Source organism: Arthrobacter sp. W4I7 (assembly GCF_030816215.1).
GTDB classification, from domain to species: Bacteria; Actinomycetota; Actinomycetes; order Actinomycetales; family Micrococcaceae; genus Arthrobacter; species Arthrobacter siccitolerans_A.
Genome location: NZ_JAUSXU010000001.1, coordinates 3,547,771 through 3,571,304, shown reverse-complemented (window position 1 = coordinate 3,571,304; position 23,534 = coordinate 3,547,771). Strand labels below are relative to the sequence as shown.

18 protein-coding genes and 1 pseudogene are annotated in these 23,534 nt (G+C 64.3%); 14 read left to right on the top strand and 5 right to left on the bottom strand.

Annotated elements, in window-relative coordinates; translation table 11 throughout:
• The first annotated feature begins 145 nt into the window (after positions 1–145).
• From QF047_RS16070 to QF047_RS16035, 8 genes and pseudogenes are all read left to right on the top strand, one after another.
• On the top strand, positions 146–643 hold the full coding sequence (locus QF047_RS16070) for a MarR family winged helix-turn-helix transcriptional regulator (protein ID WP_307279140.1): 498 nt from the start codon (positions 146–148) through the stop codon (positions 641–643).
• A complete protein-coding gene (locus QF047_RS16065; RefSeq protein ID WP_307279137.1) occupies positions 636–2,840 on the top strand; it encodes an MDR family MFS transporter in 2,205 nt (734 codons plus the stop codon). Before QF047_RS16070 ends, QF047_RS16065 begins: the two co-directional genes overlap by 8 nt.
• 144 nt (positions 2,841–2,984) lie before the next feature.
• On the top strand, positions 2,985–4,718 hold the full coding sequence (locus tag QF047_RS16060) for an ABC transporter ATP-binding protein (protein WP_307279135.1): 1,734 nt from the start codon (positions 2,985–2,987) through the stop codon (positions 4,716–4,718).
• Complete coding sequence (locus tag QF047_RS16055) at positions 4,715–6,787, top strand: ABC transporter ATP-binding protein (protein WP_307279132.1); 2,073 nt, start codon at positions 4,715–4,717, stop codon at positions 6,785–6,787. The genes QF047_RS16060 and QF047_RS16055 overlap by 4 nt, the downstream gene beginning before the upstream one ends.
• A 92-nt stretch (positions 6,788–6,879) precedes the next feature.
• Entirely contained in the window at positions 6,880–7,296 is a 417-nt protein-coding gene (locus QF047_RS16050) for a thioesterase family protein (protein WP_307282001.1), read from the top strand.
• Positions 7,297–7,388: 92 nt separating this feature from the next.
• Positions 7,389–7,622 carry a PLDc N-terminal domain-containing protein gene (locus tag QF047_RS16045; protein ID WP_306638282.1) on the top strand — a complete coding sequence of 78 codons (234 nt, stop codon included), beginning with the start codon at positions 7,389–7,391 and terminating at the stop codon, positions 7,620–7,622.
• 70 nt (positions 7,623–7,692) lie between these two features.
• Positions 7,693–9,924 (top strand): McrB family protein, encoded by a 2,232-nt coding sequence (locus tag QF047_RS16040; protein WP_307279128.1) that lies wholly within the window; start codon positions 7,693–7,695, stop codon positions 9,922–9,924.
• Positions 9,911–11,156: pseudogene (locus QF047_RS16035) on the top strand (restriction endonuclease). The gene QF047_RS16040 and the pseudogene QF047_RS16035 overlap by 14 nt, the downstream one beginning before the upstream one ends.
• 12 nt (positions 11,157–11,168) lie before the next feature.
• Here QF047_RS16035 and QF047_RS16030 read toward each other — a convergent pair.
• Positions 11,169–12,824, bottom strand: a complete 1,656-nt coding sequence (locus tag QF047_RS16030) for a cell wall metabolism sensor histidine kinase WalK (RefSeq protein WP_307279126.1) — start codon at positions 12,822–12,824, stop codon at positions 11,169–11,171.
• A gap of 94 nt (positions 12,825–12,918) precedes the next feature.
• Between QF047_RS16030 and QF047_RS16025 the strand changes: the two genes are divergently transcribed.
• Positions 12,919–13,686 (top strand): response regulator transcription factor, encoded by a 768-nt coding sequence (locus QF047_RS16025; RefSeq protein WP_306638286.1) that lies wholly within the window; start codon positions 12,919–12,921, stop codon positions 13,684–13,686.
• Here QF047_RS16025 and QF047_RS16020 read toward each other — a convergent pair.
• The 3 genes from QF047_RS16020 to QF047_RS16010 all read right to left on the bottom strand — a co-directional run bounded on the left by QF047_RS16020 (position 13,659) and on the right by QF047_RS16010 (position 15,364).
• Positions 13,659–14,069, bottom strand: a complete 411-nt coding sequence (locus tag QF047_RS16020) for an Hpt domain-containing protein (protein ID WP_307279122.1) — start codon at positions 14,067–14,069, stop codon at positions 13,659–13,661. The genes QF047_RS16025 and QF047_RS16020 overlap by 28 nt on opposite strands.
• A 378-nt stretch (positions 14,070–14,447) precedes the next feature.
• Positions 14,448–14,912 carry a very short patch repair endonuclease gene (locus QF047_RS16015; protein WP_307279120.1) on the bottom strand — a complete coding sequence of 155 codons (465 nt, stop codon included), beginning with the start codon at positions 14,910–14,912 and terminating at the stop codon, positions 14,448–14,450.
• A 23-nt stretch (positions 14,913–14,935) separates the two neighbouring features.
• On the bottom strand, positions 14,936–15,364 hold the full coding sequence (locus QF047_RS16010; protein WP_307279118.1) for a pyridoxamine 5'-phosphate oxidase family protein: 429 nt from the start codon (positions 15,362–15,364) through the stop codon (positions 14,936–14,938).
• Positions 15,365–15,555: 191 nt separating this feature from the next.
• Between QF047_RS16010 and QF047_RS16005 the strand changes: the two genes are divergently transcribed.
• The 4 genes from QF047_RS16005 (at position 15,556) to QF047_RS15990 (ending at position 20,347) form a co-directional block, all read left to right on the top strand.
• A complete protein-coding gene (locus QF047_RS16005; protein WP_307279116.1) occupies positions 15,556–17,283 on the top strand; it encodes a cytosine permease in 1,728 nt (575 codons plus the stop codon).
• 212 nt (positions 17,284–17,495) lie between these two features.
• Complete coding sequence (locus tag QF047_RS16000; RefSeq protein WP_307279113.1) at positions 17,496–18,149, top strand: DUF6318 family protein; 654 nt, start codon at positions 17,496–17,498, stop codon at positions 18,147–18,149.
• A 2-nt stretch (positions 18,150–18,151) separates the two neighbouring features.
• Complete coding sequence (locus tag QF047_RS15995) at positions 18,152–19,099, top strand: hypothetical protein (protein WP_307279110.1); 948 nt, start codon at positions 18,152–18,154, stop codon at positions 19,097–19,099.
• Positions 19,100–19,276: 177 nt separating this feature from the next.
• Positions 19,277–20,347, top strand: coding sequence for an alkene reductase (locus QF047_RS15990; RefSeq protein WP_307279107.1), 1,071 nt, complete (start codon positions 19,277–19,279; stop codon positions 20,345–20,347).
• Positions 20,348–20,576: 229 nt separating this feature from the next.
• On the opposite strand, the gene QF047_RS15985 is transcribed toward QF047_RS15990, so the two are convergent.
• The gene (locus QF047_RS15985; RefSeq protein ID WP_306639262.1) at positions 20,577–20,873 is read right to left on the bottom strand and encodes a hypothetical protein; all 297 of its coding nucleotides are present in this window, start codon (positions 20,871–20,873) and stop codon (positions 20,577–20,579) included.
• A gap of 143 nt (positions 20,874–21,016) precedes the next feature.
• On the opposite strand from QF047_RS15985, the gene QF047_RS15980 reads away from it, so the two are divergent.
• Entirely contained in the window at positions 21,017–23,449 is a 2,433-nt protein-coding gene (locus QF047_RS15980; RefSeq protein WP_307279105.1) for a Tex family protein, read from the top strand.
• The last annotated feature ends 85 nt before the right edge of the window (positions 23,450–23,534 follow it).

Genomic DNA, 23,534 nt, shown 5'->3' with positions numbered 1-23,534 from the left:
CCTTAACTCAATATCGAAGAAGGGTCCCGGCTCCCACTGTGGAGCAGGGACCCTTCGGCGTTCCCGCTTCCCCTCCTTTAGTTTCCCAAAGCAACCAAGTTAAGATATAGTTGCTTCAGGCAAACAAGTAAGGAGTGCCGAAGCAGTGGCAGTAGCACCGGATACAGCAGCGGACCTTGTCTACCAAATCTTCGATCTCCAGCGCGCGGTGCGGTGCATCTCCAGCGCCAGCATGCGCGGGCAGGACACCGGAGTGGCCCTTCAAGGGGTGCTGCGATTCGTGGGGGAGGGGGAAACCCGTGCCACCCGGCTTGCTGAGCGGCTGGGAGTCAGCGCGCCCGTCCTCAGCCGCCACATCGCAGACCTGGAGGAGCATGGCCTGGTGGTCCGCCGGCAGGATCCCGACGACGGCCGGGCCCAGCTGGTTGCCCTCACGCCGCTTGGAGCCGAGAAACTCCGGAACATCGAGGAGCACCGGACCGCGGTCCTGCAGGACTACCTGCTGGACTGGAGCGAGGAGGACGCCGGAGACACGGCGAAATCCCTCCGCAGGCTCATCGAATCACTCAAGAAATCAGCCCGGGCAACGGCGGCCGGCGCCACCAATGAAGTCAAAACCTTGGAGGAGTCCCTTAATGGCTAACGTCACCGCCACCGCGCCGCACGAGCGCGGTCGAGCCGGGAAGCAGGAATCGCGGCAGTCCAAACGCCACGAACCCGGCGCCCCGATGAACCACCGGCAGATCATGGAGGCCCTAACCGGGCTGCTGGCTGCCTTCTTCACCGCGATCCTCAGCAGCACCATCGTGGCGAACGCCCTGCCCACCATCATGTCCGAGCTTAAGGGCACCCAGACGGACTTCGCCTGGGTCATCACGGCGGCGCTGCTTGCGAACGCAGCCACCACCCCCATCTGGGGCAAGCTCGCCGACCTTTTCGATAAGAAGCTGTTGGTCCAGCTCAGCATCGTGATCTTTGTGGCCGGCTCCGTCATGGCCGGTTTCTCCGAGAACATCCCGTTCCTGCTGACTGCCCGCGTGATCCAGGGCGTTGCGATGGGCGGCCTCACCGCCCTGGCCCAGGCCATCATCGGTTCCATCATCCCGCCCCGCGAACGCGGCAAGTACTCCGGCTACATGGGTGCCGTCATGGCAGTGGGCACCGCCGGCGGCCCTCTGCTGGGCGGCTTCATCGTGGATAGTGCCCTGGGCTGGCGCTGGACGTTCTTCGTCTGTGTCCCGCTCGCCGTCGTGGCGCTGATCCTGCTCCAGGTCACGCTGAAGGTGCCGCACATCAAGCGGCCAGCCAAGATCGACTGGGTCGGCGCCGTCCTGCTGACCAGCGGCGTGAGCCTGCTCCTGGTCTGGGTTTCCTTCGCCGGTAAGGCCGACTACTACGACTGGTGGTCCTGGCAGTCCGCAGTGATGGTGGGCGGCGGCGTCCTCCTGCTCGCGCTGCTGGTACTGGTTGAATCCAAGGTCTCCCAGCCGATCATTCCGCTGAAGATCATCTCCGAGCGCACCACGGCCCTGGCCATCGTCGCTTCCGTAGCCGTCGGCGTCGCCATGTTCGGGTCCTCCACCTTCCTGGGCCAGTACTACCAGGTGGCCCGCGGCGCCACGCCCACCGAAGCCGGCCTGCTGACCCTCCCCATGATCGCCGGCAACCTGGTCGGTTCGGTGGTATCCGGCCAGCTCATCAGCCGCTACGGCAAGTGGAAGCGCTTCCTGATCGGCGGCACCGTCCTGCTGATCGGCGGCCTGGCGCTCGCCGGGACCATGGACCACACCACTGAACTCTGGCTGACCGGCCTTTACACCGCGATCTTCGGCATCGGCCTTGGCATGCTGATGCAGAACCTGGTCCTGGCCGTACAAAACACTGTCCAGGCTTCAGACATCGGTTCCGCCAGTGCCTCCGTTGCCTTCTTCCGCTCCGTCGGCGGCGCCATCGGCGTGTCCGTCCTCGGTGCCGTCATGGCCAACCACGTCAAGGACCTGGCCACCGAAGGCCTCACCAAGCTGGGCATCCAGGCCTCCGGGAACAGCGGTGCAACGCTGGACCTGAAGGACCTGCCCGCCCCGGTGGCCGACGTCATGCGCGCCGCCTACGGTGACGCCACTGCCGGAATCTTTATGATCTCCGCCGCAGTGAGCGTGGTTGCACTGCTCGCCGTCCTGTTCATCAAGGAAAAGCCGCTGCGCCGGACGGTGGACCTGACCCCCGAAGCGAACCTGCAGGCGAACGCTGCCGGCGAAGCTGGCATGACCGCCATGACCGGGCAGCTGCCGCTGGTATCGGCTGCCGTGTCCGGCAGGGGAGCAGGCCCTGCTGCCGGCAACGGTGCAGGCAGTGCTGGCAGCAAGGCGTACGACGGCGGCACCTCCAGTGTGCCGGCGGCAGGTTCCACAATGCTCGCCACGGACGATCTTGAAGAGGCCTTTGCCCTTAGCCTTCGAGCGGACCCGGTCCGGGGCAGTGGGGCCGGACGCGTCGAATCCCCGTCCCCGGACAGTGCCGGCGGAGCCGGAGGCTTTGCGGCCAGGGCCGCAGCCACTGCCGCCGCGGCAACGGCTGCGGCGACCGCCGCCGAAACAGTGCAGAAGCTTCAGGACACCCAGCACCTGCTGGCCCGGCAGCAGGTGGAGCTGGGGAAGCTGGTGCTGGACATCCAGGAACAACTGCGGTCCCAGCGTGACGTCGCAGCCCAGCAGGCCGCGACGGCGGCCGAGCTCAGCCGGCTGAAGCGCAGGCTCCTCAAGGAACGGAAGTCCCAGGCCGCCGCCGCGCTCTACATTGCCAGCCACGGCAAGCACAGCGCCACAGCACCGCAGGACTAAGGGTTACTTAAACCGCCGTCGGGCACCGGAACCAACCGGTGCCCGGCGGCGGTTTGCGTTGCCCGGAGCTGAATTAATCAATTCCACAGGAAAATGTGCTTCCCGGTCGGCGCGTTGTCGGTGGCCAACACTAGAGTTGGAACCATGCTCCTCACCCTCATCCGGCGCTATTCAAAACCGTATGCGCCGTACATTCTGGCTGTCATTTTCTTCCAGCTGGCCTCCACCATCGCAGCCCTTTACCTTCCCAGCCTGAACGCCCGGATCATCGACGAGGGCGTATCCCGCGGGGATACCGACTTCATCTGGCGCACGGGTGCTGTGATGCTGCTCGTGGCTTTTGTCCAGGTGGGTACGGCGATTGCTGGCGTCTACTTCGGCTCCAAGGCTGCGATGGCGCTCGGCAGGGACCTGCGGCGGGCGGTATTCCGCAAAGTCACCAGCTTCTCGGCCAAGGACGTCAACGCGTTTGGTGCCCCCACGCTGATCACCCGCGGCACCAACGACGTCCAGCAGGTGCAGATGCTCATGCTGATGGGACTGAACTTCATGGTGGCCACGCCCATCATGTGCGTCGGCGGCATCATCATGGCGTTGCGCGAGGACATCAACCTGTCATGGCTTGTGTGGGTTTCGGTGCCCCTCCTGACCGTTGTGGTGGGATACCTCGTGGTCCGGCTCATGCCGCTGTTCCGGTCCATGCAGAAAAAGATCGACCGGATCAACGGGGTGCTGCGCGAGCAGATTATCGGTATCCGGGTGGTGCGGGCCTTCGTCCGCGAACCCTACGAAACCGAACGGTTCGGCGGGGCCAACAAGGAACTGACGGATGTCTCGCTGAAGATCGGCTCCCTGTTTGTGCTGATGTTCCCCGCCATCAGCATGATCCTGCACCTTTCCACCGCCGCGGTTTTGTGGTTCGGCGGCAAGCGTGTGGACTCGGGAGACATGCAGGTGGGCGCCCTCACGGCGTTCCTTCAATACCTGCTGCAGATCCTGGTGGCAGTCATGATGGGCACCTTTATGGCCATGATGATTCCCCGGGCGTCCGTGTGCGCGGACCGCATCGGCGAGGTGCTCGACGTCGAACCCTCCATCCATGATCCCGAGGGGCCCGAAGCCCCCGCGTCGCTCAAAGGTGTCGTCGAATACCGGAATGTCACCTTTAACTACCCGGGCGCCGAAGCGCCGGTGCTGAGCAACGTCAGCTTCACCGCCCGCCCCGGGCAGACCATCGCCATCATCGGTTCCACGGGTGCCGGCAAAACGTCCTTGCTGTCGCTCCTGCCGCGCCTGTACGACACCGCTGAAGGGGAGGTGCTGCTGGACGGTGTGCCCGTCAGGAGGCTGGACCGTGCCGAGATCACCAGGCGGGTGGCACTGGTGCCCCAGCGGCCCTACCTCTTCTCCGGGACCATCGAGCACAACCTGCGCTTCGGGAAGACCGAGGCAACGGACCAGGAACTCTGGAACGCCCTTGAGGTGGCGCAGGGAGCCGACTTTGTCCGGGAGAAGAAGAACGGGCTGGACTCCCGCATCTCGCAGGGCGGCACCAACGTTTCCGGCGGGCAGAGGCAGCGCCTCTGCATCGCCCGGGCCCTGGTGACCAAACCGCGGGTCTACCTCTTTGACGACTCCTTCTCCGCCCTGGACGTCGCCACGGACGCCCGGCTCCGGGCGGCACTCAAGCACACCACCGCCGATGCCACCGTCATCATTGTGGCCCAGCGGATTTCCACCATCACAGAAGCGGACCAGATCCTGGTGCTGGACAACGGCCGGATCGTGGACCGTGGAACACACGAGGAACTCCTGGAAACCTCGCCCACCTACCAGGAAATTGTTGAATCCCAGCTGAGCGTGGAGGAAATGGCATGAGCGCCCGCAAGAAGGACGCCGCCGAGGCGAAAGGTACAGCCGCTGAGGAGCAGCCCAACGCCGGATCAACGGAAGACGTGCTGGAGGACGAGGAGTTCTTCGAGGAGGAGTTCAAGCCCTCTGAAGCCGACGGCGACATGTTTGGCGGCATGCCGGCCAAAAAAGCCGAACACTTCTGGCCTTCCGCCAAGCGGCTGATCGGGCTGCTGAAGCCCGAGGCGCTGGGGATCTACGTCGTGGTGGGCCTGGTGCTCATCTCCGTGGTCCTGAACGTCATTGCTCCCAGGATCCTGGGCCAGGCCATGGACGTAATCTTCGCCGGGGTGGTGGGCAAGCAGCTTCCCGCCGGGGCGGGCAAGGAACTGTTTGTGGACGGCCTGCGCCAGCAAGGCCAGGACAACTTCGCGGACATGGTGTCCCGGATGGAGCTGGTGCCGGGCACCGGGATCAACTTCCAGAAGCTCACGGTCCTCATTTCCATCGTGCTGCTGATGTACTTCGTGGCGAACATCTTCCTGTGGCTGCAAGGCTACGTCCTGAACCGCATCGTAATGAAGGTGATCCGCCGGCTCCGGGACGATACCGAAAAGAAGCTGAACCGGCTGCCCCTGAACTACTTCGACACCCGCCAGCGCGGGGACGTCCTGTCCCGGGTCACCAACGATGTTGACAATGTCCAGCAGGCCCTCCAGCAGGCGTTCGCGCAGCTGATCAACTCGCTTCTGACAGTCATCGGCATCGTGGTCATGATGTTCATCGTCTCCTGGCAGCTGGCCCTGATTGCCCTGATCGCGCTGCCGCTGTCCGGCGTGGCAGCGGGCATGATCGGCGCGCGCAGCCAGAAGCTTTTCGCCGCCCAGTGGAAGAACACCGGTTCCCTCAACGGGCAGATCGAGGAATCCTTCTCCGGGCACGACCTCGTGCGGGTCTTCGGCCGGGACGCCGACATGCTGGAACGGTTCGAGGAACGCAACGAGGCCCTCTACAAGGCCAGCTTCGGGGCCCAGTTCGTCTCCGGCATCATCTTCCCGGTGATGCAGTTCGTGTCCTACCTCAGCTATGTCGGCATCGCCGTGGTGGGCGGGCTCCGGGTCGCTTCCGGCTCCATGTCCCTGGGCGACGCGACGGCGTTCATCCAGTACTCCCGGGAGTTCACCCAGCCGCTGGGCCAGATGGCGGGCATGGCCAACATGCTCCAGTCCGGCGTCGCGTCCTCCGAGCGCGTGTTCGAGTTCCTGGACGCCGATGAACAGGACGTGGAGACGGCCACCGAGCACCTTCCGGCGAAGACCGACGGGCACGTGGACTTCAAGGACGTCACCTTCAGCTACACCGAGGACAAGAAGCTGATCGAGAACCTGTCCTTCACCGCCGAGCCGGGAAACACCGTGGCCATCGTAGGGCCCACCGGCGCAGGCAAGACCACCCTGGTCAACCTGGTGATGCGTTTCTACGAGCTCAACTCCGGGTCCATCACCCTGGACGGGGTGGAGATCACCCACCTGAGCCGGTCCGAACTCCGCTCCAAGGTGGGCATGGTGCTGCAGGACGCCTGGCTGTTCGGGGGGTCGATCTACGACAACATCCGGTACGGCAACCTCGACGCCACTGAGGAACAGGTGATGGCCGCGGCCAAGGCCACGTTCGTGGACCGGTTCGTCCGTGCCCTGCCGGAGGGCTACGACACGGTGATCGACGAGGAAGGCAACAACGTCAGTGCCGGCGAAAAACAGCTCATCACCATCGCCCGCGCGTTCGTGGCCAACCCGTCCCTGCTGATCCTCGATGAAGCCACCAGCTCCGTTGACACCCGCACTGAGCTGTTGGTCCAGAAGGCCATGGCCGCACTGCGGACAGACCGCACCAGCTTCGTGATCGCCCACCGGCTCTCCACCATCCGCGACGCCGACACCATCCTGGTGATGGAAAACGGCAGAATCGTGGAGCAGGGCAACCACAAAGTCCTCCTCGCCGCGCAGGGCGCCTACTACCGGCTGTACATGTCCCAGTTCGCTGGCGCGGACGCCGGGGAAGCGTCGGTGGATGACTCGACGGCGGTGCACAGCTGAGCGCGCACGAGGCCCCGGTGCAGGAGGACGCCGCAGCGCAGTTGGGGCTCCAGCACGCAGTCGGCGGCAGCCGGATCGAGGTGCTGGTCCCCATGCGCTGGGGCGACATGGACGCCTACGGACACATCAACAACGTCCAGATCGTGCGGATGCTGGAGGAAGCCCGGATCGCGGCCTTCGGGCCGCCGCGCGGTGCGGGCCTGCCCGGCGTGGAACCGCACGTCTCCCTGTTCAATGACGTCCCCGAGGGCACCATGGCGCTGGTAGTGGACCACAAAATCCGCTACGTCAGGACGTTGGAGTACCGGAACGTTCCGGCCGTGGTCCAGGTGTGGATCGGCGCGGTGAAAGGCGCCAGTTTCGATATCCACTACGTGCTCCAGGACCCCGTGACACGGGAAGACTGCGTGAAGGCCAGCAGCCACCTTGCTTTTGTGGACGAAGCCACGGGGCGGGTGCAGCGCCTTACGGCCGAACAGAAGGAACGGATGGCCCCGTTCACGATTTGAGCACACGCCCGCAGCCAGCGCCCGGCAGAAATGCGTTGCACAGGAAAGCCCAGCATCGGAAACTGATAACCCCGACGAAGGAGCAGATCATCATGGCTAAGAAAAAGACCTGGAAGGAAATGTCCCCCACCGCGAAGGCGGGCATCATTCTGACGGGGATCGTCAACCTCTCCCTGCTCGTGGCAGCGCAGCGGGACATCTCAAGGCGCCCTGCGGCAATGATCAATGGTCCCAAGGCGGCCTGGCGGGCGGCGTCCTTCATCAACTTCATCGGCCCGGTGGGCTACTTCACCTTCGGCCGGAAGAGGCCAACACCGGTGATGTAGCCATCCGCAACCGGACTGGCGCCCCGCCGCTCTGAGCGCCCGTCCAGTTTCACCCTGTAAATTTGAATCCATGACCCCCGCTTCCACGACTGCCATCGCCCGTGCCCACGGTATCTCGAAGGAAATTGAGGATGCGGCGTGGTTCGTCCTTGGCCCGGGGCTCCTCGGCAAACCGTCCGCCCTGGATGGGCGCACCGTGACCTGGACTTCGGAGGCCGCGGCCGAGCTGCTGGAAAGGCTGGAGCTGGGCACGCCGGACCCGAAGGCCCCCATGATGACCAACCTTCGGCAGAACCTCGAGGGCGCATCCAGGGAAGCCAAGCAGTTGGCGGTTGAGCTGCTGTTCCTGCAGTCGCTGCCGCTGGCCCACGAAGTGAAGTCCCTGAAAGTTAAGCGTGCCCGGGTGGCCGAGGCTGCCTCCTGGCTGGAGCCTCCGCTGGAGCTGCCGGAGGAGCTCTACCAGGGGCTGACGGACCACGGCGTGATCCGCGACCGGACGGCAGAATTCAACTGGACCATTTGGGACCACCTGAAGTGGCTGTGCCGATTTGTCCAGCACGTGGACCAGCAGCCCACCGCAGATATTGCCGCGGCGCTGCAGGACCCGCTGGATTTCCACCGGCTCGCCGCAGCTACGCCGGGGGACCAGCCCGCCATCCGCCGCAGCATCGAGTTCCTCACCTGGCCCAGCTACTTCGAACCTGTGGTGGCTGACGTGGAACGCCAGGAGATCCGCGACGCGTTCGCCTCGCTGGTGGGCGGCGCCAAGGGCGACGCCGAGGAGGACATCACCGCAGACATCCACCGCATTCGCCTCCACCTGGATGAACAGGCCGGGCAACGCATCGACTGGTACGCCCGGCAGCTGGTGAGCCAGTGGCGCAAGGTGGGCGACCCCGGCCGGCGCGCATGGCTGCTCCGGACGCACAGCGACAACACCGAACTGCTCACAGCCTGGCGGGACGAGGAGAAGGTGACGCTCGACGTCGAACATCTCCGCCTGCTGGGCCCGGGCGTCACCGCCGGTGTGGTCCAGCACGCGGTGGACGAGGACTACAAGCACCTCGGCTACGTGGAACGAGAAGACACCAAGACGGCTGTCTTTGCCTTCCTGACAGTGATGAAACCCGGGGACCTGGTGCTTTACCAGCACGCCGGAACGGTGCGGCTGGGCGGGGTGCTCGGCGAGCCCGAACACAATGAGGACAACCGGCGGCTCCGCCGGAAAGTCCGCTGGTTCGACGAAGGCCACACCACCACCAGCCTTCCCCGGCACGTCCAGCGGCAGCTGGCCACCCCGGGCATTGTCGTCGACGTGACCCGGGTGGTCCAGGCCCTGCAGGGCCTGCTGCCCGCCGAAGCGGAAACCGAGCCCGACGGCGACGCTGAAGCGGCCGCCGTCGTCCCTCCCGTCCAGGAAGGCTTCCGTCCGCTCACCCGCGACTTCGCCGACTCCCTGCACATGGAACTCGAGCCGCTCCAGGAGATTGCAGAGCTGCTGGAGGAGAACCGGCAGCTGGTCCTGTACGGCCCGCCCGGCACCGGCAAGACCTACCTGGCCAAGCACCTCGCCGCCGAGCTCGCCGACGACACCACCGACGAGCGGGTCAAGCTGGTCCAGTTCCACCCGTCCTACGCCTACGAGGACTTCTTCGAGGGCTACCGGCCGGACAAAACGGACGAGGGCCAAGTGTCCTTCAAACTCGTCGCCGGCCCGCTGCGCCGCCTGGCGGAGGAAGCCGCCAAGCCCGGCAACGAGAAGAAGCCATACTTCCTCATCATCGACGAGATGAACCGCGCCAACCTGGCCAAGGTGTTCGGCGAGCTGTACTTCCTGCTGGAGTACCGCGATGACCGGATCTACCTGCAGTACAGCCCCAACGAGCCGTTTACGCTGCCGGACAACCTGTACATCATTGGCACCATGAACACGGCAGACCGGTCTATTGCCATGATGGACGCAGCCATCCGCCGCCGTTTTGCCTTCATTGAACTGCACCCGCAGACCGAACCGGTGAAGGGTTCCCTCCTGCGGTTCCTTGAAGCCCGCCAGCTGGATACCACCCCGGCGCTGCTGCTGGATGCCCTGAACAGCGCCATTGACGAGTGGGACCGGGACCTCATGATCGGCCCGTCCTACTTCATGAAACCGGCGGCCCAGACCCCGGCCGGACTGCGCCGGATCTGGAAGTACGAGCTGATGCCCCTGCTCGAGGAGCACTACCACGGCCAGCTGACCCGGGCGCAGCTCGAAGAGCGCTTCGGGCTGGACAGGCTGCTGGAACGCCTTGCAGGCCGCTGACCCGCGTGCTTCCGTCCGGCACCTGGTGCTGGACGAACTGTCCCGGGGCATCGTGGAACGGCTGGACCCTGCCAGCGCTTCCTTCCTGAACTCCAGCGGCCTGGCCAAAGCGTCGCCGATGGGCATGGGGCTCTACCGGATTGAGCCGGTGGGCAAGGTGGGCTCGGTGCGGACTCCCACGGTACAGCTGGACGTCCGGCCCAAGGACCGGCTGGGGCTCAGCCGGCTCCTGTTCCTGCTCAGCTATGCGGGTGAGCAGGGTTTCCGCCCCGACTCCGTGGCGGCCGTCGAGGAGCGCGAGCTGTGGAGCGCGCTGGCTGAGTCCCTGGCCCAACTGGCCGAGCGGGCGCTGGGGCGCGGTGTCCTCCAGGGCTACCGCACCGTGGACGAGTCGCTCCGGACGGTCAAGGGCCGGATCCGGATTTCGGACCAGATTTCCCCGCCGGCCCGGCATGCTGGTGCCGCTGGAGGTGTCCTACGACGAGTTCAGCGAGGACATTGCCGAGAACCGGATCCTGCGCGCCGCATTGGAGCGGATGGGCCAGGTGCCGCGGGTCCGGCCCGAGGTGCTGAGCCGGCTGCGCCAGCTCAAGGGAAAGCTCGACGCCGTCACCCGCCTTCCAGCGGGCGCTCCGCTGCCGCCGTGGACGGCCAGCCGGATGAACGTCCGCTACCACTCGGTCCTCCGCCTCGCAGAGCTCGTCCTGCGGAACGCCTCCGCGGAAGCCGGCGAAGGCAAGCAGCAGACCGCCTCGTTCGTGGTGGACATGGCGCAGGTGTTTGAGGACTTCGTTGGCAAAGCCCTGCGGGAGGCGATGGCGGCGTACCCGGGGGAGCTCCGGCTCCAGTACAACGCGCTCCTGAGCGAGGCCGTGCGGGACACTGACCGGTTGTCCGTGCGGCCGGACGCCGTGCACCTGCTGGGCGGGCGGCCGGTGGTGGTGTACAACGCCAAGTACAAGGCCGCCTCGGACCTTGGGGCCTCCCTGACCGCGGACCACTACCAGATGCTGGCGCACTGCACCGCGTTGGCCGTCCCTACCGCCTGGCTGGTTTACGCGGGTGCGGGGGAGGTCAAACTGCGTCGCATCCTGAATACCGATATCGACATTGTGGAGTTCCCGCTGGACCTGTCCCGGCCGCCGTCGGAAATCCTCGCCGCTATCCGGGAACTCGCCCGGCAGTCATGGGGTGAAGTGGTCCGGCAGGCCAGGAACCAGCCTGGTGATTGAGCCTGTCGAAATCTAGACCGGAACGTGGAACGTAAACGTCGTTCCCTCGCCCAGGCTGCTTTCAACACCAATGGTTCCGCCGTGCGCTTCCACAATGGCCTTACTGATGGGCAGGCCCAGGCCGACCCCGGGGATGGCGGTCCTGCGGACGTTGCTGGTGCGGAAGAACTTGGCGAAAACCTCTGACGCGTCTTCGGCGGTCATGCCCATGCCGGTGTCGCTGACCCGGCAGGCCAGCTGGCCGTCCTTCTGCGCCAGCGAGACCAGCACGTTCCCGCCGTCGGGGGAGTACTTGATGGCGTTGGATACCAGGTTGTCCAGGACCTGGGAGATCCGGGGCCCGTCCACGTGTGCCTCCAGCCGGTCCGGAGTCTCAGCGGACAGCACCACACCGGATGCAGCCGCCCTGGGAATGGCCGAGGAAACACTCGCCCGCACAAGCTCGGCCACGTCCACAGCGTGGGGTGTAACGATCAGTTGGCCGTTGCGGCTGGAGAGCAGGTCGGACACCAGGGTCAACAGCCGCTCCGAGTTCCTGCGGACGATCTCCAGCATGCCCCGCTGCGATTCCTCGGGTTCGTCGCCCAGGAGGATCTCCACATACCCGAGGATCGACGTCAGCGGTGTCCGGAATTCGTGCGAGACGCTGGAGACGAAGTCATCCTTGGCGGTCAGTGCGTTGACGAGGTCGGTCACGTCGCTGAAGGCGATCACGGAGCCGGCAAATTTCCCGTCGGTGTCCTTCATGGCGCGGGCGGTTGTCACGAAAGCGCGCTGGTCGCTTCCGGAGCCCAGCCAGACCAGGTAGTCGGTGAAGGTTTCGCCCAGTACGGCACGGCGGACCGGGCGGTCCTCCACTGGAACAAGTGTCTTGCGGTCCGGGCCGAAAACCAGGAGCTGGGACTCGTTCGGGTCCGCTATGTCCTTGGGCCGGGCCAGCTCGTGGTTGGTCCGCTGCTTCCGGTTCATCAGCACGTCATGCCCGTCGGCGTCCACAGCGAGGACGCCCAGGTGCACAGTGTCCAGGACGGTGTTGAGCAGCGACTCCTGGCGCTGGCTGATCCGCAGGTTGTCCTGCAGCTGGGCGTCCTTTTCCTCCAGCTCCCGCTGCTGCCGCATCATGCTGAGTGTCAGGACACTCACGGAAACGCCGATGCCGAGCATCATCACCGGCAGGAGCAGTGACCGGGCCAGGTCCTGCCCGGTGAGGGCGCCCCTGACCAGCAGGGGGACCCAGATGATTGCCAGCGGCCCAAGGAAGGACAGCCACAAGGCGGCCCGGGGATAGTAGCCGGAGGCGCATAGCCAGATCACCGGGAAGACGGCAAGGAGGCTGATGCCGGTCAGGCTTTCCTGCCCGCCCTCCCGGCCCAGCGCAATGGAGACGAAGTCCAGCAGCGGGATAACCAGGAAGCTCGTGTACGGCAGCCGGTTCCAGGGAACCAGGTAGCACAGGGCCATAATGGCGATCTGTGACACCAGGAAGGTCACGAACAACGGGTTGCCCATGGTTGTGGGGAAGAAAGCCCAGATGAGGAACGCCGTCAGCAGGGTGGTCACGAACAGTGGCATCTGGCTCAATGCCACGCGCTCGGTCAGCGTGTACTCATGGAAGGGGCGCCGGAAAAACCTCAGCTTCCCCGTGGACCATGCGATGGGGTTAGTCATTGCGCGGTGATTCACGGGGCAGGGTGTGCAGAGCCATAGCAGCAGGATATCCGCAGGCAGCTATACTTCTGACGTCGGCTGCTGAGGGGGCGCTATGAGTGATGCACGTGTGGGACTGGTCATCGAGGATGACCACGACATCCGCGAACTGGTCCGTACTGTCCTGACCCAGGCCGGCTTTGAGGTGACGGTGGCCAGCAGCGGCGCCGAGGGTGTCCTGACTGCAAAGACCCTGAATCCGGACGTCATTACCTTGGATCTTGGCCTGCCGGACATCGACGGCTTTGAGGTGTCCCGGCAAATCCGCGAGTTCTCGGATGCCTACATCGTGATGCTCACGGCCCGTACCGAGGAACTGGACACCCTGATCGGGCTCGAGTCCGGCGCCGATGATTACCTCACCAAGCCGTTCCGTCCGCGGGAGCTCCGCGCCCGGATCGCCGCCATGATGCGCCGCCCGCGTTCTGTTCCGGACACCGCAGAAGCATCAGGCGTGGAGGCCTCGGCGGATGCCGCCCCGCATCCCGAACGGGGGAACTACAGCCACAACGGGTTGGAGCTGAGCTACGCGTCCCGCACCGTCACAGTGGACGGCGCGGAAATGAACCTGACACGCACGGAGTTCGAACTCCTGCACGCCCTCCTGGAAGCAGGTCGGACGGTCCGGACCAAAGCGGACCTGGTGCGTCGGTTGCGGGACGAGGATTACGACGTCGGGGGCTACATCAGCGAGGCGGACGAACGGTCCGTCGAGGTCCACATGGGCAACCTGCGCAAAAAGCTTGGTGACTCACCGCAGAAGCCGCGGTGGCTGCAGACGGTCCGCGGCGTCGGTTACCGGCTGGCTCCGGCCGAACACTGAGCCTGCAGCCGGTGCATGGTCTGCCGGCTGCACTCGTTGATGGGCGGCAAAAAGGACGCCGCAAGCCGGGGCAGAACCACGGTGACGTCGGCGGCGTAAGCTTCGGAGCGGATTTCGTCCTCCAGCGCCATGGCCAGGCCCGCCAGCCGTTCGGCACCCACCATCTGGCTGGAGGTCTTCAGGCTCAACACTGCGTCCACTGACCCATCGAGGTCCCCGATGGTCAATGTCCGCCGCAGCCGCGCGATCCGGTGGGGGAGACAGTCGATGAAATTCCCCACGAAGGCCCTGCAGTAACCCTCAGCCTCCCCGAGTTCCCCGCGCAGCCGGTCCAGGACTGACTCGTCCACGAGCGGTCTCCCGGCACCATCAGACGGCATCATTACGGTCCTTTCGGCTGGACTTTTCCACCTCGGGAAAGGGGCGGTCATCGGGGGAATTTCTTCTTCTTCAGATTAGGTGTGTTCCTTTTGCGCAAAAGAGCTTAGGACGAGAATTGCGGATTTCTTGATGGGACTGCGGGTTTATGCTGCGGCTGCGTTTTAAGGCAGGGCTGGCTGCGTTCCGAACCCTGGGAAAACTAGCCGCCGCGCTTTTCCTTGCCACGGCTAAGAGGCCATTGTTGGCGACCTAACATTTACCTGGTGGTAGGGAATGGCGTTGCTTCGGAAGTGTAGGGTTTGCAGCCCCTAACCGGGGGCAATGCATCCATCCTGCAGGAACCGCATCAAGAACGGCTAGGACAAAGCCCAAAGATTGCCTCAAGAATGCCTTTCCGGAGGAATGGGTTTCTGCGGTTGGCTGGTGGCCTCAAGGAACAGCACCAGCTGGGATTCGAGTGCTGAACTATTCTTGAGCTCGCATTCCCAGACCGTCAGTACCTCCCAGCCGGCCTCCTCCAGCTGGCGGCGCTGGCCGGCATCGCGTTCCTTGGTGCGCTCGCGCTTCGCGGCCCAAAACTCGGCATTCGCCTTCGGAGCGTGTTGGCCGACGCGGCAGTCATGGAAGTGCCAGAAGCAGCCGTTGACAAAGATGACTTTCCGCCGGCCGGCAAACACCAGGTCAGGGTTGCCCGGCAGCCGGGTACCGCCTGCCTGCCCGTGCAGGCGGTACCGGTACCCCTTGGCATGAAGGAGGCGGCGGACCAGCAGTTCAGGTTTGGTGTGCTTGCCCCGGATCCGGGACATGTTCCAGCTGCGCCGCTCCGGGGTGAGCTTGTCCGCCATGCTTCCAGTCTAGAATCCTGGACTCAGCGCTCTGGTTGCTCCCCAAGCTGGAAATGACGACCGCTGATGGCAGTGGGTCCAATCTCGACGTAGAAATCCTTCAGCGTCGGCACCCAGGATTTGAGACCCAGCTCCTCCACCTCCGCCAGCTCGGCCGCGGTGTTGAGCACGCGGGCCTTTCCCCGAATGACCACCGACCATGCCTCGTCCGAGAGGATGCCGTCAGCCTCGAAAAGCACTGCCGAGTTGATGGTCAGCTGGGCCAGCTTGTTGCCCGGCGCGGTCCGTAAGTACAGCCTCCCGCTGGAGCTGACGTAATTGACCGGAAAGATATCGGGTTCGCCTGCCACGGAAACCACCAACCTCCCGTGCTTGGTTCCTTCCAAAAGGCGCCAGGACTGCTCGTCATTGAGTTCCAGGACAGGGTTCCCATCGGCATGTTCAAACATCATGAGGCCATTCTTCTGAGTCGGTGGGGAACGCGCCAGAGGGCGGTTCTTTGCGCGCGGGAATTCGACGAGGAACCTGCTCTTGACAGGGCTGTCAAGACTTAACCGCGCCGAAACAATCCCGTGACCAAGCCGTCGCTCTGGCTGGATAGCGTCGCACCAGACAAGTTCCAGAAACGAAAGCGGCGCAATCGATGAGCAATGACCAAGAAACAACGCAATTACTGGAGCCGACGGCGAAACCAGGTTCCGCCGTCGTCGGCGGTGCCCGGACAGCCGAAACGGCGGGCAACGCTGCAGCGGTTAACGCCACTAAGGAAAGCCTGGAGGATTACACTCTGCGCTTCGCGCCGCGGTCCTACCGGAAATGGAGTGCGGGGGTGGTGGCCACCAGTGCGCTGGGCGGCATCGCGTACCTCGCGGACTTCTCCATTGGCGCGAACATCGGGATCGCTTACGGAACCGTGAACGCGATCTTCGGCATCCTTGTGGCGGCCGTGATCATCTTTGCCACAGGGTTCCCGCTGGCTTACTACGCTGCCCGCTACAACATCGACCTGGATCTGATTACCCGAGGCTCCGGCTTCGGTTACTACGGGTCTGTGGTCACCAACGTCATCTTCGCCACCTTCACGTTCATCTTCTTCGCGCTGGAAGGATCAATCATGGCGCAGGGGCTGGAGCTGGGCCTGGGCGTTCCACAGTGGCTGGGATATGCCGCCTCCACGGTGATCATCATTCCGCTGGTGATTTACGGGATGAACACTTTGGCCAAGCTCCAAGTGTGGACCACTCCACTGTGGTTGCTCCTCATGGTGGTACCGGTGGGATACCTGCTGATTTCCCACCCCGAGAGCATCGACAGCTTCTTTGCCTACACCGGTGGATCGGGCGACGGCGGTCCCAACCTTGCCTCGGTGATGCTTGCCGCCGGCGTCTGTTTGTCCCTCATGGCGCAGATTGCCGAGCAGATCGACTACCTCCGGTTTATGCCTCCCAAAACCGCGGCCAACAAGGGTGCATGGTGGCGTGCAGTTATTCTGGCGGGGCCGGGTTGGGTGATCTTTGGCGCGATCAAGCAGATTGTGGGCCTGTTTATTGCCATCTACCTGATCGCCTCCTTGGATCCCGCAGCCGCCGCCACCGCCAATGAGCCGGTGCACCAGTTCCTGGGCGTTTACCGGGAGATGATGCCAGCCTGGCTGGCCATGACGCTGGCTGTGGTGCTGGTGGTTATTTCCCAGATCAAGATCAACGTCACTAATGCCTATTCGGGGTCGCTGGCCTGGACCAACAGCTTTACCCGCGTCACCAAAACGTACCCGGGCCGCATGGTTTTTGTGGTGGTGAACCTGGTGATTGCCCTGATCCTGATGGAAGCCAATATGTTCGACTTCCTCAACACCATCCTTGGCTTCTATGCGAACTGTGCCATGGCGTGGGTGGTGACGGTGGCGTCCGACATCGCCATCAATAAGTACCTGCTGAAGGTTTCTCCCAAGGTGCCGGAGTTCCGGCGCGGCATGCTTTACGCGGTGAATCCCGTCGGGTTTGTCTCAATGCTCGTGTCTGCAGGGATTTCGATTGCCGTTTTCTTTGGTGCTTTTGGGTCCGCCATTCAGCCGTTCTCACCGATCTTTGCGGTGGGCCTGGCCGTGGTGCTTCCGCCGTTGCTGGCTCTCCTGACGCGCGGCCGCTACTACCTGCGGCGTACCGACGACGGCATCGACCTGCCAATGTTCGACGCCGACGGGAACCCCAGCGACGCCAAGCTCCTTTGCCACGTGACGGGGATCGAGTTCGAGCGTCCGGACATGGTCCGCTCGGCCCAAAATGCGCCCGACGGCGGCCCCCAGTACGTGTCGTCCCTCGCCCTTTCGACGGATAAGACGGGGGAATTGGTACTGCCGCCCCAGCCTTGACGGTGCTTGTCGCTTGTCGCTGATTTGGGTTCTGAGAGAGGCCGGTGCATTAATGCGCCGGCCTCTTTCACGACTTTCGGATGGTTCCCGCCGGTGGTAGAAACAACGGCGGGTGCCTGTGGATAACTCTTATCGCTGAAATGTGATGTGGGCTACCCTTGAGTCATTGTCCGGAGCATGCCGTCTTGAAACTACTGGGGGAATAGCGGCCCATGACATCGCACAGCACTCGTACGTCCCGTGGCCTGCGCTTTGGCGTTTTGGCCTCCGTTGTTGGCGGCTTGCTCCTGCTGTCCGGTTGCTCGGGCGGAGCACCTGCAGATCCCGGCGCAGCATCCCCGACTTCCGCAGAGTCGGCTTCCCCCAGCGCCACACCCACTCCGACACCGACCCCCAGCGCCGTCTACAAACCCGCCGACGCGTCCGGCCCCGCCCAAAACGTTCCGGTTCCGGTGCTGCCGGAGGTGGCGAAGACGGAGACGAAGGAAGGGGCAGAAGCCTTTACGAAGTATTGGTTTTCGGTTCTGAGCTATGCATATGAGACAGGTGACACTGCCGCGCTATCGCAGCTTTCCAAACCTGAATGCACTTTTTGTCAGGGGCTCGTTGACGACATCGAAGCTGCTTGGGCTGAAGGCAAGTGGATTTCTGGCGGCCAAATAGAAATTCCGGCTGCCACCGCAAAGCCTTCCACTGACGGCTCTACACAGGTGATTCTTCAAGTACTGCAGAAAGAGTTGGTTATTCACAACCAGGACGGAAGCCCGTATCAGGACAAGACAGCTGCAACAAACGCGGGAAGCGTCGCTATGGTGAAGTTCGCCAACGCAGAATGGGTGGTCAGCGACCTAGGACTGATCCGGTAATCATGGGTTACATAGGCAAGGTCCTTGCAACCCTCGCCTGCTGCGTGGTGATCTTGGCGCCGTCTTCTTTGATTGCCTACGCCGAAGATGAGGCGAAATCGCAGCCCCGGATCGGTGGGGGTTTTACGGACACCGGGCTTCGAGTTGGGGCTAATAGCTGGGTGTCTGACCCCAATACCGGGGAAATCAATCGTGCTGAGCCTGGCGCTGTAAGTACAGACCCCGACGAATACAAGTACGAATTGCAGTGCCACCTCGGTGGGGGCGACTTCGATACCCCTTGTCTCGCCCGGCAGGTCGAGTGCAATGACGGGCCCGACGGTGAAGAAGGCATTCCGGTCATGTGGTACTCGAGGCCGCGCGGTGTTCCGGGAGCCGTTTGGGCGATCCACTCCGGCCCGACCTGTCTTTACGATGCAAAGCCGGAAGACCTGCTGCCCCGCATTGCCGCCGATATTCAGCGGCAGTTCCAAAGCCTCCCCGTAAATGCCGGAACGGTGGTGGCGCAGCCCAGCCCGCACACACTGCGGGGCGCCGAAACGAACTTCTATGCGGAAGCAGTGGAACAGCAGTTTGACGTCACCATGTTCGGCCAGCAAGTACACATCGTCGCCACGCCGATCCAGTACACCTGGAACTACGGCGACGGCACGGTCATCGGGCCCCAGCCCTCGATGGGAGGCCCGCTGCCGCAGGACCGATGGGGTGAAAAGACCCGGACAAGCCATGCGTACGGCGCTACCGGCGACTTCCAGGTTGTGCTGACCACCTCCTTCCAAGGAACGTACTCGGTCAACGCTGGCCCGCCGTTGCCCATCCCGGGCCAAGGGCAATTCAATGCACCACCACAAACCATCAGCGTATGGCGGTCGCTCACCCGGAACTACGCCGACGACTGCAACGCCAACCCCCAGGGCCAGGGCTGCCCGGGTGTTGGGGCAACGCGTTAGGGGCCCGGTCTCAGCAGAACCCGATCACCGTGCAGCGCGACCCGCGCACCCACCGGAGCGCAACCCACAGCACCACGCGTCGTCGGACGCTGTGTGATTCGCGCCGCAGCCGGAATAGTTGCTCACGCCTCCCAGTTGGGCCTAACAGAACGTTGGAAACATCGAAAGGAACCGCGCATGCTGTTTTCCCCTCTGGCCCTTGGCGAACTTGAACTCCCGAACCGCCTTGTGATGGCGCCCCTGACGCGGCTGCGCGCAGGCGAAGAAGGTATTCCGGGCCCCCTGCTCGCCGAGCACTACCGCCAGCGGGCCTCCCTGGGCTTGATCGTCAGTGAAGGAACCTACCCCAGCATCGCGGGCCGTTCCTACCCCGGCCAGCCCGGCATCGTCACGGAGGAGCAGATCGCCGGCTGGAAGACGGTAACCGACGCCGTCCACGCCGAAGGCGGACGCATGTTCGCGCAGATCATGCACGGCGGCAGGGTTTCGCACCCGGACATTACGGGCGGCCACACCATCGTCGCCCCCAGCGCCGTTGCCATCGAGGGCGAAGTCCGCACCCCGTCCGGCAAGCAGCCGTACCCTGTCCCGCACGCGCTGACCACCGACGAACTTCCGCTCGTGATGCGGGAAATCGTCGACGCCTCGCTGAACGCTATCGAAGCCGGCTTTGACGGCGTGGAGCTGCACTCAGCCAACGGCTACCTCCTGCACGAGTTCCTGGCGCCGAACTCCAACGTCCGCACGGACAGCTACGGCGGTTCCCCGGAAAACCGCGCGCGGTTCGTCATCGAGACGGTCAACGCCGTCGTCGCAGCAATCGGAGCCAGCCGCGTGGGTATCCGCATTTCGCCCGAGCACAACGTCCAGGGCATCGCCGAAGTTGATACCGCAGACGTCCGCGCCACCTACGAGGTGCTCGTGGACAGCATCGCCCCCCTGAACCTCGCCTACCTCAGCATCCTGCATCATGAACCCACTGGGGTACTGGTCCAGGACCTCCGCACCCGCTTCGGCGGGACCTTCCTGGTCAACACCGGCTTTGGAGTAGTGACCACCCGCGAGGAAGCTGTGGCCCTGGTGGCGGACGGCCACGCGGACGCCGTAGTGGTGGGCCGTCCCGCAATCGCCAACCCGGACCTGGCCCGCCGCTGGAACGAGAGCCTGCCGCTGAACGAGCCGGACCCGTCCACCTTCTACGCAGAGGGCGCAGAGGGCTACACGGATTACCCGGTGTACGCGGGCTAGAACCGCCCTTGACGGCAACTCCTTAAGACAGACGACGGCGGCACCCGGCTTGGGTGCCGCCGTCGTCTGCTGCTCGAGGTGCTGTCCCGGCAGCGGGCGCCAAAGGAATCCGACCGCCTTTGGCTAGTGAAGTTGGCCCGCCGGGCTCCTCGGGGAAGCCGGCGGTGATCAGATGCTACTCCAGCAAATGGATATTTACCAGAGGCCCGTCGGGCCGCCGCGGAAAGGGCTAAAGGACTGCCTCCCGGCCCGTTCCTTCAGTCATTACGAGCCTCCCGTCCTGGATGTTAACAAGGACGCTTTTGGGCTTTCCGCTGACCTTCGTGATCGCCTTCAGACCGCGGTTGGTCACCTCAACCCCCACATGCGCACCCTTCGCCGGCAGCTCTACAGATACCTCGTTTGCGATGCCGAGGATCGGGTTGGTGGAAACGTCCAGGTCCCGCCGAGCCTGCTTGCCGTTCACCGTCACGGTGATGTTTGCCTCCTCGAACCCCTCCTGAAACACAATAAGCAGTTCCCGCATCATGCCCTCTTCCTCGAGCGTTGGGTTGCCTGTGACGGCATTTCAACTACAGCACTTTGGAGGCGGCAGCGGAATACCTTGCCGGAGGCCCCGCGCGATCAGCAGCAGTGGAGCCCGCAGCCCGCTTAGGGCAAGATGTTCTGGTGACCCAACTGCCGCAGGCCCCTTCCGTACCTCCGTCCACACACCGGAAACGGGAGGACGACATCTATACCCAGGTTGCCACGGAGCTGGGGGTCAAAGCCTGGCAGGTCAAGGCGGCAGTGGAGCTTCTCGACGGCGGATCCACCGTGCCCTTCATCGCCCGGTACCGCAAGGAGGCCACCGGAACGCTGGACGATACCCAGCTCCGTGACCTCGACGAGCGGCTGCGCTACCTCCGCGAACTCGAGGACCGCCGTCGTACAGTGCTTGAGGCTGTTGCTGCCCAAGGCCAGCTGACCCCCGAGCTGCAGAAAGCCATCCTTGCTGCCGACACGAAGTCCCGGCTCGAGGACATCTACCTGCCGTTCAAATCCAAGCGGCGGACCAAGGCTCAGATCGCGCGTGAAGCCGGCCTGGAACCGCTGGCTGACGCGTTGCTCAAGCGTCCCGAACTCAGCCCGGAGCGCGAGGCTGCCAAATACCTGAACCCGGAACATGCTGTTGGTGACGCCGCTGCTGCGCTCGCAGGAGCCCGGGCCATCCTCGTTGAGCGCGTCGCCCAGGACCCTGACCTGGCCGCCAACCTGCGCGAGCGGCTGTGGACACAGGGCCGCATGGTGTCCCGCGTGAAGAAGGGAAAAGAAGCCGACGGGCAGAAGTTTGCCGACTACTTCGAGTTCGCACAGGCCCCAGCCGGCATGCCGTCCCACCGGGTTCTCGCCTTGCTGCGCGGGGAGAAGGACGGCATCCTTGACCTGGACCTCACCGAAGCGGATCCCACCGACGACGCCGCCCTCGCCGCCGCACGTTCCCGGTACGAGTCAGCGGTGGCCAAGTGCCTCGGCGTTGCCGGCCGCGGCCGTCCCGCTGATGGGTGGCTGCTGGAAACGGCGCAGGTGGCGTGGCGGTCCCGGGTGTTGGCCCGGCTCACCGCTGACCTGCGCGGCAAGCTGTTCGCCGCAGCTGAGGACGAGGCGGTCCGCGTTTTCGCTGCGAACCTCCGGGATGTTCTGCTGGCAGCGCCCGCCGGGAACCGGGCAACGCTGGGCCTGGACCCGGGGCTCCGAACCGGCGTGAAAGTCGCTGTGGTGGACGGTACCGGCAAGGTCGTCGCCACCGATACCGTCTACCCGCACGCTCCCGCCCGGAAGTGGGACGAAGCGCTGGCAAAGCTGGAGCGCCTGGCGCGGCAGCACGCCGTCGAACTCGTGGCAATTGGCAACGGCACCGCCTCCCGGGAGACGGACAAGCTCGCCGCTGAGCTGATCAAGCGGCTGCCGGACGTTGATAGGAAACCGCAGAAGCTGGTGGTTTCCGAAGCCGGAGCATCCGTCTACTCCGCTTCCGCTCTTGCCGCGGCCGAGCTCCCCGGGATGGATGTGTCGCTGCGCGGTGCTGTGTCCATCGCCCGCAGGCTGCAGGACCCGCTGGCCGAGCTGGTGAAGATTGATCCAAAGTCCATCGGCGTGGGCCAATACCAGCATGACGTGACGGCGTCGAAGCTTGACCGGAGCCTTGACGCGGTGGTGGAGGACTGCGTCAACGCAGTAGGAGTTGACGTGAACACTGCTTCGCCGGCCTTGCTGAGCCGGGTGGCCGGCGTGGGGCCGTTGCTGAGCGAAAATATCGTCGCCTACCGCAACGAGCACGGCCCCTTCGCCAAGCGTGCCGACCTGAAAAAAGTGCCCCGGCTCGGTGCGAAGGCCTTCGAACAATGTGCCGGCTTCCTCCGGATTACCGGCGGAACCGAACCCTTGGATGCTTCGAGCGTGCACCCTGAGTCCTACCCGGTGGCGCGTAAGATCCTGGTTGCCGCGGGCTCAGCGCCTGCTTCATCCTTGGATCCCCGCGATTTTGCGGACGGCACCTTCGGTCTGCCCACCGTTAAGGACATCTTGGCGGAGCTGGACAAGCCGGGCAGGGACCCGCGCCCGGCGTTTGCGGCGGCGACCTTCTCTGAGGGGATCGAGAAGATCTCCGACCTCAAGCCGGGCATGATCCTGGAAGGGACGGTGACCAATGTTGCGGCCTTCGGCGCGTTCATTGACGTGGGCGTCCACCAGGATGGCCTGGTCCATGTGTCTGCGCTCGCGAACCGCTTCGTCTCTGACCCTCGTGAGGTGGTGAAGTCCGGCCAGGTGGTCCGGGTGAAGGTGCTGGAGGCAGACCCCGAGCGGAAGCGGATTTCCTTGACCTTGCGGCTCGACGACGAATCTTCCGCCGGCGGGCAGGGCAGCGGAGGGTCCGGTGCGGGGAGGTCCGGTGCGGGGAGGTCCGGTGCCGGGAGGCAAAATCCGGACCGTTCCGGACAGGAACGGCAACGGTCCGCCAAGAAGCCGGGCCGTTCCGACGGACGTAACGCCGCCCCCAGGCCAGCACCAGTGGATACCGCTCTGGCCGAGGCCCTGCGGAAGGCCGGGCTCGGTAAGTAGCCATTTTTGCCCCCGGGGGAGGGCTTCCCTGTGCTCGGGCAAGGGGCGGGCGCCCACACATTTATTTCGCCAGGGCCGCGGCTGG

What these genes read in the sequence shown, in the direction of transcription:
- QF047_RS16065 (WP_307279137.1), top strand. Translation starts at nt 636, where the DNA reads ATGGCTAACGTCACCGCCACCGCGCCGCACGAGCGCGGTCGAGCCGGG.
- QF047_RS16060 (WP_307279135.1), top strand. Translation starts at nt 2,985, where the DNA reads ATGCTCCTCACCCTCATCCGGCGCTATTCAAAACCGTATGCGCCGTAC.
- QF047_RS16055 (WP_307279132.1), top strand. Translation starts at nt 4,715, where the DNA reads ATGAGCGCCCGCAAGAAGGACGCCGCCGAGGCGAAAGGTACAGCCGCT.
- QF047_RS16050 (WP_307282001.1), top strand. Translation starts at nt 6,880, where the DNA reads ATGCGCTGGGGCGACATGGACGCCTACGGACACATCAACAACGTCCAG.
- QF047_RS16045 (WP_306638282.1), top strand. Translation starts at nt 7,389, where the DNA reads ATGGCTAAGAAAAAGACCTGGAAGGAAATGTCCCCCACCGCGAAGGCG.
- QF047_RS16040 (WP_307279128.1), top strand. Translation starts at nt 7,693, where the DNA reads ATGACCCCCGCTTCCACGACTGCCATCGCCCGTGCCCACGGTATCTCG.
- QF047_RS16030 (WP_307279126.1), bottom strand. Translation starts at nt 12,824, where the DNA reads ATGACTAACCCCATCGCATGGTCCACGGGGAAGCTGAGGTTTTTCCGG.
- QF047_RS16025 (WP_306638286.1), top strand. Translation starts at nt 12,919, where the DNA reads ATGAGTGATGCACGTGTGGGACTGGTCATCGAGGATGACCACGACATC.
- QF047_RS16020 (WP_307279122.1), bottom strand. Translation starts at nt 14,069, where the DNA reads ATGATGCCGTCTGATGGTGCCGGGAGACCGCTCGTGGACGAGTCAGTC.
- QF047_RS16015 (WP_307279120.1), bottom strand. Translation starts at nt 14,912, where the DNA reads ATGGCGGACAAGCTCACCCCGGAGCGGCGCAGCTGGAACATGTCCCGG.
- QF047_RS16010 (WP_307279118.1), bottom strand. Translation starts at nt 15,364, where the DNA reads ATGATGTTTGAACATGCCGATGGGAACCCTGTCCTGGAACTCAATGAC.
- QF047_RS16005 (WP_307279116.1), top strand. Translation starts at nt 15,556, where the DNA reads ATGAGCAATGACCAAGAAACAACGCAATTACTGGAGCCGACGGCGAAA.
- QF047_RS16000 (WP_307279113.1), top strand. Translation starts at nt 17,496, where the DNA reads ATGACATCGCACAGCACTCGTACGTCCCGTGGCCTGCGCTTTGGCGTT.
- QF047_RS15995 (WP_307279110.1), top strand. Translation starts at nt 18,152, where the DNA reads ATGGGTTACATAGGCAAGGTCCTTGCAACCCTCGCCTGCTGCGTGGTG.
- QF047_RS15990 (WP_307279107.1), top strand. Translation starts at nt 19,277, where the DNA reads ATGCTGTTTTCCCCTCTGGCCCTTGGCGAACTTGAACTCCCGAACCGC.
- QF047_RS15985 (WP_306639262.1), bottom strand. Translation starts at nt 20,873, where the DNA reads ATGCGGGAACTGCTTATTGTGTTTCAGGAGGGGTTCGAGGAGGCAAAC.